The sequence below is a fragment of the Calothrix sp. NIES-2100 genome (assembly GCF_963875285.1).
GTDB lineage: Bacteria > Cyanobacteriota > Cyanobacteriia > Cyanobacteriales > Nostocaceae > Aulosira.
In genome coordinates this window covers 7,257,026-7,269,816 of the sequence record NZ_CAWNLA010000001.1, presented here as the reverse complement: position 1 = coordinate 7,269,816, position 12,791 = coordinate 7,257,026, and the positions used below count along the sequence as shown (strand labels likewise).

General features: G+C 39.0%; 12 protein-coding genes. 11 read left to right on the top strand and 1 reads right to left on the bottom strand.

Annotated elements, in window-relative coordinates:
* Window positions 1-129: 129 nt before the first annotated feature.
* Window positions 130-1,383, top strand: coding sequence for an FHA domain-containing serine/threonine-protein kinase (locus tag AACU32_RS29585; protein ID WP_096608231.1), 1,254 nt, complete (start codon window positions 130-132; stop codon window positions 1,381-1,383).
* A gap of 46 nt (window positions 1,384-1,429) precedes the next feature.
* On the opposite strand, the gene AACU32_RS29580 is transcribed toward AACU32_RS29585, so the two are convergent.
* Window positions 1,430-1,648 carry a DUF4327 family protein gene (locus AACU32_RS29580; RefSeq protein ID WP_096605007.1) on the bottom strand — a complete coding sequence of 73 codons (219 nt, stop codon included), beginning with the start codon at window positions 1,646-1,648 and terminating at the stop codon, window positions 1,430-1,432.
* Between the two features lie 1,080 nt (window positions 1,649-2,728).
* On the opposite strand from AACU32_RS29580, the gene AACU32_RS29575 reads away from it, so the two are divergent.
* From AACU32_RS29575 to AACU32_RS29530, 10 genes are all read left to right on the top strand, one after another.
* A complete protein-coding gene (locus AACU32_RS29575; protein ID WP_096605003.1) occupies window positions 2,729-3,148 on the top strand; it encodes a tetratricopeptide repeat protein in 420 nt (139 codons plus the stop codon).
* A 253-nt stretch (window positions 3,149-3,401) separates the two neighbouring features.
* A complete protein-coding gene (pseB, locus tag AACU32_RS29570; RefSeq protein WP_096605001.1) occupies window positions 3,402-4,391 on the top strand; it encodes a UDP-N-acetylglucosamine 4,6-dehydratase (inverting) in 990 nt (329 codons plus the stop codon).
* The gene (gene pseC / locus AACU32_RS29565) at window positions 4,349-5,551 is read left to right on the top strand and encodes a UDP-4-amino-4,6-dideoxy-N-acetyl-beta-L-altrosamine transaminase (RefSeq protein ID WP_339378370.1); all 1,203 of its coding nucleotides are present in this window, start codon (window positions 4,349-4,351) and stop codon (window positions 5,549-5,551) included. The genes pseB and pseC overlap by 43 nt, the downstream gene beginning before the upstream one ends.
* Window positions 5,551-6,297, top strand: coding sequence for a cytidylyltransferase domain-containing protein (locus AACU32_RS29560; RefSeq protein ID WP_096604997.1), 747 nt, complete (start codon window positions 5,551-5,553; stop codon window positions 6,295-6,297). Before pseC ends, AACU32_RS29560 begins: the two co-directional genes overlap by 1 nt.
* Window positions 6,298-6,360: 63 nt before the next feature.
* On the top strand, window positions 6,361-7,458 hold the full coding sequence (gene pseG, locus AACU32_RS29555; RefSeq protein WP_339378369.1) for a UDP-2,4-diacetamido-2,4,6-trideoxy-beta-L-altropyranose hydrolase: 1,098 nt from the start codon (window positions 6,361-6,363) through the stop codon (window positions 7,456-7,458).
* Window positions 7,459-7,491: 33 nt separating this feature from the next.
* Window positions 7,492-8,550 carry a pseudaminic acid synthase gene (pseI, locus tag AACU32_RS29550; protein WP_096608230.1) on the top strand — a complete coding sequence of 353 codons (1,059 nt, stop codon included), beginning with the start codon at window positions 7,492-7,494 and terminating at the stop codon, window positions 8,548-8,550.
* A gap of 93 nt (window positions 8,551-8,643) precedes the next feature.
* On the top strand, window positions 8,644-9,795 hold the full coding sequence (locus tag AACU32_RS29545) for a hypothetical protein (protein WP_096604993.1): 1,152 nt from the start codon (window positions 8,644-8,646) through the stop codon (window positions 9,793-9,795).
* Between the two features lie 51 nt (window positions 9,796-9,846).
* Window positions 9,847-10,032: a hypothetical protein gene (locus AACU32_RS29540; RefSeq protein ID WP_339378368.1), complete on the top strand. Its 186-nt coding sequence runs from the start codon at window positions 9,847-9,849 to the stop codon at window positions 10,030-10,032.
* Between the two features lie 273 nt (window positions 10,033-10,305).
* Window positions 10,306-12,192, top strand: coding sequence for a phytanoyl-CoA dioxygenase family protein (locus AACU32_RS29535; protein ID WP_339378367.1), 1,887 nt, complete (start codon window positions 10,306-10,308; stop codon window positions 12,190-12,192).
* Between the two features lie 35 nt (window positions 12,193-12,227).
* Complete coding sequence (locus AACU32_RS29530; protein ID WP_339378366.1) at window positions 12,228-12,791, top strand: GNAT family N-acetyltransferase; 564 nt, start codon at window positions 12,228-12,230, stop codon at window positions 12,789-12,791.

Below are 12,791 nucleotides of genomic sequence, written 5' to 3'. Positions count from 1 at the left end.
GTATGAATTTTCTAATGTTTACCCTGCTATCTAGCCTCAGGGAAGTTGTTCTTACCTGAGAAAACTGTAGCCAATTTCAGTTGCATCTCTGTTTTTTCTCCTTTATCCTTCATCCTTTATCCTTGTATTGTGGTTACTCTGACCCTACTAGAACCGCAACAAAAAACGCCGCTCAAGCAATGGTATTTTGAAAAGTCCTCCGTGATTAAGATTGGACGAGCGGCAGATAATCACGTTGTTTTAAATGATAGTTTAGTTTCCCGCTATCATTTGGAGCTTAAACAAGTCAGTTCTGCCAAAAATGAGGATTCATGGCAGATAATTAGTCACGGCACGAATGGCACTTTCCTTAACGGCGTTCTTGTAACTCAGAGCCAACTACCAGATAATTCCCTGCTGCAATTAGCACAGGGAGGCCCAATACTAAAATTCCAACTTCAAGAGGTAACAGCACCAGACTCTTGGTTGCGGCAAAAAGAAATTCCCGGATCAACGGAAAAAACCTCTGTACCTTCATCTTCTAGCTGCACCCATGAAGGGAACTCTCCTAAAAATCTGTTTTGCATCCACTGCGGTCAACCTCTGTCCGTAGAAAACAAAATTCGTCAGTACAAAGTTATACGGACTTTAGGACAAGGAGGGATGGGAACTACCTATCTCGCTTGGGATGAAGTAGGTGTAATTGCGGGACATCCACAACTGCTGGTGTTAAAACAGATGAATGCCGATATGGCAAAAATTGCTAAGGCCCAAGAATTATTTGAACGGGAAGCCCATACTCTCAAATCCCTTAACCATTCGGGAATTCCCAAATATTATGACTTTTTTGTCGAAGGTGGCAAAAAATATTTGGCTATGGAATTAGTCCACGGACAGGATTTAGAAAAGCGAATCTATACCACAGGGCCAGTCATCCCCAGCCAAGCGATCGCCTGGATGATCCAAACTTGTGATATTTTAGACTATCTCCACAGTCAGCAACCACCACTGATTCATCGGGATATTAAACCCGCTAACCTGATGGTGCGAAATTCTAACAATCGGATAGTTGTGCTAGATTTTGGTGCTGTTAAAGAAATTGGCACAGCACCAGGCACTCGGATTGGTGCAGAGGGTTACTGCGCCCCTGAACAGGAACGAGGACAACCATTAACTCAATCTGATTTGTATGCCATTGGCCCTACCTTAATCTTTTTGCTGACTGGTGAAAATCCGTTCAAGTTTTACCACCAACGAGGGCGACATTTCCGGTTTGATGTCAATAGCGTGCCGACAATTACCCCCCAATTAAGAGAAATAATTGACCGCGTTACCGAGCCATTGCCACGCGATCGCTATCAGACTGCTAAAGAACTGGCTGCTGTATTAGCCGCTTGCAAATGAAGTAAGTAGGTAAGTGTGAAGGCTGAAAAATTTCAGCCTTTAGACTTTATTCTTCATCCCAAGCTTCCACTGCTAACAATTCACTGATTGGATCTTGCATACTAAAGCCAAAATCTAACAGTTCTTGTTTCCAGTGTTGCCATTCATTGCCATAGAGCAAAGCGATTTTCCAAATGCTATCACTTGGCTTGATAATATTGGATTCTACGAGTGATTGCACGTTACGCTGCAATTTCACCATTGGGTGAATTACTTGCTGAGTCATAACCTCGATTCAATTCAGATTTTGTTTAGTAAATACTTAATCAAAACTGCTTTCCGTTTTGCAAATGTTACCGATGCGTAGAGCGTTGTACTTTGGGTAAAGCTAGTCTTAACTTTTTAACTATACCATAACTAACCCTACTAAGTTGCTGGATAAGTCTGTTTTGTACGGTAATTACCACCACAAAACACTCAGTCCACAAAACACCGGTTTTAGACACCAAAAGCAAAAATTAGCCGTCCTCATAGATGCATCAAAAGCAAAAGCAGGTACGACTAGTAAAATTGTATTTGTTTTATTCAACGGAAATTGTGCAGATTTTGGAAACCCCATATAATACGGGCTGCTAGGAAGGTTTTTGGTTACGGCGAAATTATTTACCGTATTTGAATCTTATCTAGAATATCGTAAACATTGGAAGATAAACTATATTTTGGTAAATCTTTATATAAATTTTATAGTGACAGCAAACAGCCAAAATATAAGGTATATATTTTTACTCTAAGTCAAAGAGAAAAATCCAGCCTGTGGTAGATGGAGAAACAATAAAATCTGTTTTATTTTGTCTTGAAAATTGGGCATGGGGCGAAGGGCATGGGGCATGGGGCATGGGTAATATATGGTGGATATGAGGGAGATGGGGAAGAAAACTCCCCACACTTCTCAAAGTTCCTCATCTCTCTTGTCCCTCCGAAGTTCTGTTCGTCGTTCGCGCAGCGTCTCCCCTTGGGAGAAGACGTTGGCGTTCGCGCAGCGTCTCCGTTAGGAGAAGCCAGACGCTCGTACCTCGCTACCGCTGCGCTAACGCCGGACGCCGGCGCTCAGACTTCTCTCCTTGTCCTTTTTCATGCGTGGCAATGAAACTTTTTATTTTTTCATTGGGACTGCCTTATTTCTTCAGAACGGGATAACTGAGACAGCATTGCCCTAGCACAAGATTGTGGTTATCATCCAGATGCCGCTTTTAAATATTGTGTAAAAAATTTTTAGCTAAGATGATAGTTTCTGTGGAGTAGTGGGTATCCTCATAACGGGAGGGTTGCTACTACCTAAGTATTTACCACAGCACCTATATAAAGTATGGGTTTAGACGAAGAATATCTAATTAATCGCGGCAAGAAGATTCAGCGGCGACAACAGTTTTTAACAGTAGTATCACTTGTGTCATTCTTCGGCTCGATCATCTTTGCAGCGGTTCCTGTTATACAACAGGCTATTCAACCATCTAAGACAGCAGTTGCACAGGCGGAGAATACATTAGAACAACAAGCAAAGGGTTTGGAACTAGTTTTACAACGGGAGCCAAAAAACGAAGTGGCGTTGGAAGCGTTAGTCAATGTGCGGATAAAGTTGAAAGACACTCAAGGTGCTATTCAAACTTTAGAAAAGTTAGTGGAGTTACATCCAGAAAGGCAAGATTACAAAGCTGTTTTAGAGGAGATGAAGAAAGAACTAGGTAAAAGCGATCGCAAAACAAATAACCCGCCCAAGCCTAATTAATACTCTTTGCTCAAGCATTGTCTGAACAGGGAGTTTTCAGTTGATATTAGTCAATATATAGTTTTAGTTGCCGGATACCAAAAATGCGATCGCTCTCATGAATTAGCTAAATATCAGGATGATCAGACTGTGTTGGAGGATGTGAAGAAAAACAGGGGTAACAACAGCCCAGTAGTCAGAAATAAATTCATCAGTATTTTTTAGTCATACAAAAAAGAAAAACTTAACTAGGCAGTTTTTGTTGTCAAAAAAAATGTTTAATGATAAAGCGATTTTAATCACCGGTGGTACAGGCTCATTTGGCAAGCAATTAGTGAAAACTCTGCTGAGCCAATATCAACCTCGGAAAGTTATAGTTTACTCACGGGATGAACTCAAGCAATTTGAGATGGCGCAAGAGTTTAACTCTCCAGCCATGCGATATTTTCTGGGAGATGTGCGCGATCGCGATCGCTTGCGGTTAGCTTTCCAGGGGGTTGATTATGTAGTTCATGCTGCGGCTCTGAAACAAATTCCGGCGGCTGAATATAACCCAATGGAATGTATTAAAACTAATATTAATGGGGCAAATAATGTTATTGATGTTGCCCTGGAACAAGGAATTGACAAAGTAATTGCTCTTTCTACAGATAAAGCAGTTAATCCGATTAATCTTTACGGCGCAACAAAGTTAGCCGCTGATAAACTTTTTGTAGCTGCTAACAATATTGCTGGGGCAATGAAAACCCGGTTTTCTGTAGTTCGTTATGGAAATGTAGTTGGTTCAAGAGGCTCAGTTGTACCATTCTTCCAAAAACTCATTCAAGAAAAAGCTACAGAAATTCCGATTACAGATCCACGCATGACGCGCTTTTGGATTACCCTGCAACAGGCAGTTAATTTAGTATTGGATAGCTTTGAAAGAATGCAAGGAGGAGAAATCTTTGTTCCTAAAATTCCTTCCATGAAAATTACTGATTTAGCAGATGCTTTAGCACCGGGAATACCAACAAAAATTATTGGGATTAGACCAGGAGAGAAACTCCATGAAGCGATGTTTTCTGAAGAATCTTCCCATTTAGCAATAGAGTTTGCCGATCATTATGTGATAAAGCCTACTATTGAATATACTCGTGTTGTTGATTATAGCTGCAACGCTTTAGGTGAAAAAGGAGTAGCAGTTCCCGAAGGTTTTGAGTATAGTTCAGAGTCAAATACAGAATGGCTCTCAGGGTTTCAACTGCTAGATATCCTGAAATTATGAGTAACTATATTCCTTATGGTAGACAAGATATAAATCAAGCAGATATTGACACTGTAGTTGAAGTTTTGCGCTCAGATTGGATAACTCAAGGGCCAGCTATAGAAAGGTTTGAGCAAGCGATCGCACAATATTGTAATGCGAAATATGCGGTAGCAGTCTCTAGTGCTACCGCAGCATTACATATTGCTTGTTTAGCTGCTGGTTTAGCTACAGGAGATATACTTTGGACATCACCAAATACCTTTGTTGCTTCAGCTAATTGTGGGTTATATTGTGGTGCAAAAGTTGATTTTGTGGATATTGATGTAAATACCTACAATTTGAGTATAAAAGCATTAGAGAATAAATTAGCTTGGGCTGCAAAGGCAGGTTGTTTACCTAAAGTAGTAATACCTGTACATTTCGCCGGACAATCTTGTGAAATGAAGAAAATTGCCGCTTTATCACAACAATATAATTTTCAAATTATTGAAGATGCTTCTCATGCTATTGGAGCAAAATATCAGAGTAAACCTGTTGGTGGTTGTGAATTTTCTGAGATGACAGTTTTTAGCTTTCATCCAGTCAAGATTATTACTACTGGTGAAGGGGGAATGATATTAACAAATCAGGAGAAATTGTATAAAAAGTTAATTAGGCTGCGCAGTCATGGAATTACGAAAAATCCCGATTTGATGCAAGGTGAATCTCACGGAGCTTGGTATTATCAGCAGTTAGAATTAGGCTTTAATTATCGGATGACTGATATTCAAGCTGCGTTAGGTAGTAGTCAAATGAATCGTTTAGATGAGTTTGTAGAACGTCGTCAATTTTTAGCTCATAGATATAATGAATTATTACAATATTTACCGCTAACATTACCTTGGCAAGATCCAGAGACTGAGTCTAGTTGGCATTTATATGTAATTCGGTTAAAGCTAGATAAGATTAGTAAAACTCATAGACAAGTCTTTGAAGAATTGCGGCAAGCTGGAATTGGGGTAAATTTACATTATATTCCTGTGCATACTCAGCCTTATTATCAAAAATTAGGATTTAAAGCCGGAGATTTTCCCCAATCTGAACAGTACTATCAAGAGGCAATTTCTCTACCTTTATATTACGGTTTAAATGCAGATGAACAAGAGCAAGTAGTAACAAAATTAGCAGGAATCTTGTGATGAAAATAGTAGCAATTATTCAAGCAAGGATGGGTTCTACTCGCTTACCTGGAAAGGTCATGAAACAACTTTTTGGAGAAAGCGTTTTGTTCCATGTAATTGCGAGAGTTAAAGCTTGTTCCTTGGTAGATGAAATAGTTGTTGCTACAACCAAAGATTTAGCAGATGATGTCATTGTAGAAGCAGCAGAAAAATGTGATGTCAAGTGGTTTAGAGGTAGCGAGGACGATGTACTAGAGCGTTATTATCTGGCAGCCAAAGAATATCAAGCAGATGTAATTGTGAGAGTAACTTCTGATTGTCCCTTATTTGATGCAGAAGTTTTAACTTGGATGCTGGAATATTTTCAAACTGAAACGAGTCATGGTTTAGAAATAGACTACCTGAGTAACTGTCTACGTCGCAGTTATCCTCGTGGTTTAGATGCTGAAGTTTTTACATTTAAGGTTTTAGAAAGAGCCTTTCAAGAAGCACATCACGCTTATGAAAGGGAACACGTCACACCTTATATTTATGAAAATCCAGAAATTTTTAGTCTCCATAATCAAACCAACGATGATGATTTATCTGATTATCGTTGGACTTTAGATACTGAAGAAGATTGGAGATTGATAGAGGAGATATATAACAAATTATATCAGCCTGGAGAAATTTTTACAACTGATGAGGTAGTAGATTTTTTAGAAGAAAACCCAGAATTATTAATGCTGAACTCTCATGTGGAACAGAAAACACTTAAGGAATAAGTAATGGGTAATTTAAGTTAGGTTACTCATGTTTTTTATCAGCAAGTAAAAGTGTGGAAAATCGTGGAAAGTCCTGGAAGCGTTGCGATTCGAGTTGATGCAAATCCCACAATCGGTATGGGACACCTGCGCCGATGTATAACCCTGGGTAAACAACTTCAGAATGATGGGTTTACAATCCAACTAATCAGTCAGTGTTGCGGCGATGCCAAGATAGAGAAACTGCTCGAGAACTTCAATATCTCTTGGCTTAATCATACTGAAATTAGTTGTCATCATGATATTACCCAAAACCAGGAGTTGTGGGATGCAGAAGCAACACTATCTATTATTGGACGTTATCCCACTGGTGTATCCTGGGTGATTGTTGATAACTACCAACTTGGTGAATTATGGGAGAAAACTATTTGCAAAGCTGGTCATAAAATATTAGCAATCGACGACTTCCGAAATCGCCGACACCACGCTGACGTGCTACTAAGTGATACAAGCTGCCCTTTTGAATCAGATATTAATGGAAATGAAAATGGCTTTTGCGAACTCGTAGGTTCAAAATTTGCCCTTGTTGATCCAGAGTTTGCATTCGTTGAAAAAACTTCCTTATCACTAGCAAAACCGAAGCAGCTTCTGATTTCTTATGGTGGGAGCGATCCCACAGACGAAACCACCAAAGCATTAACAGCTATTCATCTTTTAAGAAACCATGAACAGTACCGAGAATGCCTTGGAAGGGTTGATGTGGTTGTAGGACAAGTGAATACAAAGGCCGATATCGTGATGCGTTCGGCTGAGAAAATTGAGAATGTCAGGGTTCATATTGCGCCTGAAAGTCTCGCATATCTCCTGCGCAATACAGATATATTGCTCACTGCTGGTGGCAACTCTATGGTGGAGTCACTGACAATGCGAAAGCCATGCTTAGTGACAGTAACAAGCGATAATCAAGCCCTGATGGTGAATCAATTGGTAGAGCAATCAGCAATTATTTCACTTGGTGAGTATGCAACCGTTGATGCAGAAAATATATCAAATGCTTTGATTGAAATTGTGACAAATTATGAGGAGGTTGCTAACAACTTTAGATCTCGGTCTATATTTGACCACTTGGGCGCAAGTCGTGTGTCTAAGGTGATGCAATCTATATCACAGAGTAGAACCTGATTTTATTAAAGTTGAATGTATGGTAAAAAGCAGATGAAAAAGTCAGCTATCAACATAGGTGGTCAGCTTATAGGCTCTGGATTTCGCCCGATGACTATAGCAGAAATGTCTGGGAATCATAATGGCGACTTGGAGAGAGCGATCGCAATTGTTCGGGCTGCTGCGTCTAGTGGTGCTGATGCCATTAAACTTCAAACCTACACTCCTGATACATTGACTATTGATAGCAGGCGATCGGAGTTTTTTATTGATGATCCTGAAAGTCTTTGGTATGGATGTCGCCTTTGGGATTTGTACGCAGAAGCACACACCCCTTGGGAGTGGCATGAACCTATATTTGAGGTAGCCCGCAAAGAGGGATTAGTTTGTATTAGCACAGCATTTGATCTGAAATCTTTGGAATTTCTACTTTCAATAGGAGTAGATGCAATTAAGATTGCTTCCTTTGAGCTGATCCACATTCCATTGATTGAAGCAGCTGCACGATCGCACAAGCCGCTGCTGATATCTACTGGGATGGCTACAATTCAGGAAATTGATGACACAGTGGCGACAATTCGTGCAAATGGCTGCGATCAATTTGTTCTGCTCAAATGCACAAGTGCGTATCCGTCAGTAGAAAAAGATGCCAATATTCTGACCATAGATGATATGCGTTTACGTTATGCCTGTGAAGTTGGTTTATCCGATCACACCCTGCGCCCATACGTAGCTTTCGCAGCGACAGCACATGGCGCAGTGGTGATAGAAAAGCATTTCACTATTTCACGCGCTGAAGGTGGTGTTGATGCCGCATTCTCAATTGAGCCTTCAGAACTCAGTGAACTCACTGAAGGAACTCAGCTAGTTTGGCAAAGTTTAGGTACTATTTCGTATGGTTCACTTTCCGTCGAGGATGCTTCACTGAAGGAGCGACCTTCAATCTATGTAGTTCGTCCCATTAAGAAAGGAGAATTGTTTACAGAAGAAAACCTGCGTGTTATTCGTCCAGGAAATGGTCTGCCGCCTAAGCATTACAGTGCTGTAATTGGTAAGAAATCTACACTTGATATTGAGGCAGAAATGCCGATGTCATGGCAGATGATTGAGTAAATTTGACGACCCAAAGTGAAAAGTTTCATATTTAATTGCTACGGACAAATACGGAAATTTAATTAATAAAAAAATCAGCAGGAGGAATATTTAGTGAAGCTTAACTCCCATAACGAGTGGGATTCTCTCAAAGCTGTTGTTGTTGGAACTGTCGCAGGTTTCCGACCAGGTATCGAGGTGGCAAATGCGTCTTTTGATATTTTGGAAAGTGCAGTTGCACTAGCAAACAAAGCTTATCCACAATGGTATCTAGATGAGGTAGCAGAAGATTTAGAGGATCTATGTCATATCTTTTGGCAAGCGGGAGTTGATGTATTGCGGCCAAATTGGTCGGAAAATTCATCCCGTTTCCAGACACCAAACTGGATGGCTGCGGGATTTGATATTTACAACGTGCGCGATATCCACATTGTTTTTGGTGACACTCTTATTGTCAGTGCGCCATCTTCAAGATTCCGCTTATTTGAGCCTTATGCTTTTCATGATCTGTTCTATCAAAACTTTTTCGAGGACGGTTTTAAATGGATATCAGCACCTTTACCAAAACTTAAAGGTGAGTACATTCATGAAATTCAGCGCCCCCGCAGCGAGTTAGAAACTGTGGAGGATCACCTGCATCAGCGTTTGAGTCATGGACTAAATGAAACCTTCCACTATCTTGATGAGGATGAAGTAATTTTTGATGCGGCGAACATTATCAGGCTGGGAAGAGATGTTCTTTTTCTCGTCTCAAGTACGGGAAACCGCAAGGCTGTTAAATGGCTGACAAATATTCTTGGATCTGATTACCGAGTACACGTAACACACGCTTATCGTTCTTCGCATCTTGATTCTACGATACTTCCCCTTTGTCCTGGTGTTGTGCTGCTGAATGGGGCGCGAGTAAATGAGAAAACCTGCCCAGAAGTGTTTGCAGGTTGGGATAAGTTGTATTTTACGGAAGTTGCGCCAGTTCCTGAGTCTGAGGTGGAATTTCATCAATCTGTCCGGATTCCGGTCTACAAAGAATTATTGGAAATGGGTGTTACTTCACCGCTGAATCACATTAGTTCACCTTGGGCTGGTCTGAATGTGATGTCTATTGATTCAAAGACAGTTCTTGTACATGACCGACAGATTGAGATGATCAAGGCGTTGGAAGCTAAGAAATTCACGGTAGTGCCGGTTCGGATGCGTCACTGTTACACCATGCTGGGTGGTCTTCATTGCACAACGCTTGATGTTATTAGGGATTCATCTCTATAGACTCATTTTTTTCAATGAAATTTGTACAAATGCAACAGTTGGTGATTGAGAGTGAAAGATGCTTATGGTGCGAAAAAGCCTGAAAAAGAGTCTTTGACTGGCAGGCGATCGCTCTATATACCAAAATATATGGAATCACGAGATATCTTAACACCAAAAAATATTAAAGCAGTGCTTCCTGTATTTAGCGATCGCTTACATATTCAGTTCTGCTACTCCATTATTCAGCTAACCTAAATCTTCATGCTGAACAACTACTCAAATCAAATATTTTTGTAAGTAAATTATTAGAGTCATATGTATTCAATTAAACTCTTTTCTCAAGGGCTACGTTTTTTTTTAGAGAATGAAAATTTCTTTGAATATTATAGAAAATTCCTTCTCTTCATTTTTAATGAATTTAATCAACTCTTTGGCAGGAAGTTTTTTAACGAACTGCTCATGGTTTCGTCAATCAGAAAACTGGTCGTTATAGCTAGATATATTTATTATGTCGATATCAAAAAATCAATGGCTATATACCAAGGAGATGATAAATATATTGGTGATTTAACCATTGAACATAACCTGCAAGGGCTAGAGAACTTTGTGATATCGCCAAGAATATTAATCCTGATTAAGCCACTTTCTGTATTGGGAAAAGTCAACCCGAACTCAAATTTATTCGGCATATTAAACCCCAGTTCCAAAATATTAGTTATTGGACCGAGATCAGAAGATGATTTACTTTGCTTAATTGGACATGGGTTTGAAATAGAAAATATTCGGGGTTTAGATTTAATCTCCTATTCTCCTTGGGTAGATATAGGTGATATGCATTCTATGCCCTATGAAGACGATTCATGGGATGCCATAATTTTAGGTTGGGTACTTAACTATAGTAATAATCCTAAACAAGTAGCTGATGAAGTAATTAGAGTAGCAAAGCCAGGATGCTTAGTTGCTATTGGAGTTGAGTATAATCCTCTGACTGATGAACAAATTACAGAAATATATGGTTATGCACCAGGTGGTTCGCGTAGTAACTCAGTTGACGAAATATTGGCTTATTTTGGTGATTCTGTAGATCAAGTTTATTATCAACATGATATTAAATCTGTTGTTGGAGATGATAAAAATAGTGAATTAGCAGTTATCTTCTCCATTTCTAAGAAAAATAGCCAGAAAAATGAACAAGCCCAAACAGAATTACTCAATAATGAGGCAGAGGATAATACAGATTATGAAGAATATTGTTTAAAATTACTGAATATTACATTTAATCTCGAGAATATTGACAAATATGATGTATCTGAAGCCGAAAAAAGCTTGAGGAAAAAAACTTATTTTCAAGAAATATTTTCAGAAGTTGTCAAAGATTGGGCTGTTAATGAAAAAATACCGCTGTTGGTTGAGCGAGAGCAGTTTTTAAACATCATAGATGTTTTCAATCGTGGCTATGAGCATTTTATTAAAAATTCTCAAACACCTCCTCAATCTTATCAGGCTATGCGGTTACTATATTTTTTAACAGATGGAGCATTTAACAATTTTTGGATGTCCTTATATAGCTTGTTTTATTTGCCTTATGATTTAAATACAGCCAAAGAATTTTTGATGCCTAGTAGCCAATCTCAGGCAGAAAGTATTGCTAAGGAAATTCAAGAGCAAGGGTACTATGTTTTTGAGGATAAAGTTTCCAGTGAGATTTGCGATCGCTTACTGGATTTTGCCTATTCCATGCCATGTAATATCAATATACATAACCCTTCACAGCCAGAATATGCAATTTATCAAAAAGAACAACCAAAAGCGCCCACATACCATATTGACGAAACAAAACTAATTGAAAATCCCATTATTCAGGATTTCATTTCCGATCGTTTTCTATTAGAAGTTGCTCAATCTTATTGTGGTTCCTGTGTAACAAATAGAAACACCAGTATGTGGTGGAGTACAAGTATTTTGAATGGTGAAGCTTCTTCAAGAGATGCTCAACTATATCATTGGGATGGCGATCCCATCAAATTCTTGAATTTCTTCATTTACTTGACAGATGTTGATACAAATAACGGGCCTCACTGTTTTGTCAAAGGTTCTCACCTCACCAAGCCAATATCTTTATTGCGAGATGGGCGGTTTTTAGATGAGGAAATAGAACAATACTATGAACAAGACAAGATTATAGAAATTACAGGTTCAAGAGGTACTATTATTGCCGCCGATACCAGAGGTTTTCATAAAGGTAAAGCTTTAAAATCTGGACATAGATTAATATTCCAAGTTACTATGGCTACCTGTCTGTTTGGAGCGCCATATAATTCAATTGAGCTAAATATTAAAACAGTGAAGCCCAGTTTTCTGGAAGCTTATAAAAATTTTCCTTATACATACCAAAGATGGCAAATTTTGCATTAATAACCATTGGCTGTTCGCTGAGATGAGGAAATATCTTGAAACATCAATTTTTGGTAGGTGAGAGAATTTATCTGCGGGCTTTGGAACAGTATGATTTACAAGGTGAATACTTACAATGGTTAAACGATCAGGACATAACCAAATGGATGCAACAGGGAATTTTTCCCAGCACTTATAACTCTCTGGAGAATTATTTTGAGTCAATTCAAAATAGTAAAACTGATATAGTTCTAGCCATAATTTTAAAAGAACAAGAACGACATATTGGGAATATTGGTCTTCATGCCATACATGCAATTTTTCGTTCAGCCGAAATTGGTATTCTCCTAGGAGCGAAAGATATTTGGGGACAGGGAATAGCTACTGAAGCCATTAATCTCTTAGTATCACACGCATTTCTGCGTCTCAATTTAAATCGACTATATGCTGGCTCTGTAGAAAAAAACCTAGGTTGTATCCGTGCTTTTGAAAAAGCTGGCTTTATCCAAGAAGGAATATCGCGTCAGTCTTATTACTGTGAAGGTCAATACTTAGATTGTGTAAATTTAAGCCTTTTACGCTTAGAATATTTAACAAAAATTTCTGCAAGGGGAGACTGA

Bases quoted from the DNA above. Each gene is read 5' to 3' on its own strand.
- AACU32_RS29580 (WP_096605007.1), bottom strand. From the start codon at position 1,648: ATGACTCAGCAAGTAATTCACCCAATGGTGAAATTGCAGCGTAACGTG.
- AACU32_RS29575 (WP_096605003.1), top strand. From the start codon at position 2,729: ATGGGTTTAGACGAAGAATATCTAATTAATCGCGGCAAGAAGATTCAG.
- pseB (WP_096605001.1), top strand. From the start codon at position 3,402: ATGTTTAATGATAAAGCGATTTTAATCACCGGTGGTACAGGCTCATTT.
- pseC (WP_339378370.1), top strand. From the start codon at position 4,349: ATGGCTCTCAGGGTTTCAACTGCTAGATATCCTGAAATTATGAGTAAC.
- AACU32_RS29560 (WP_096604997.1), top strand. From the start codon at position 5,551: ATGAAAATAGTAGCAATTATTCAAGCAAGGATGGGTTCTACTCGCTTA.
- pseI (WP_096608230.1), top strand. From the start codon at position 7,492: ATGAAAAAGTCAGCTATCAACATAGGTGGTCAGCTTATAGGCTCTGGA.
- AACU32_RS29535 (WP_339378367.1), top strand. From the start codon at position 10,306: ATGGCTATATACCAAGGAGATGATAAATATATTGGTGATTTAACCATT.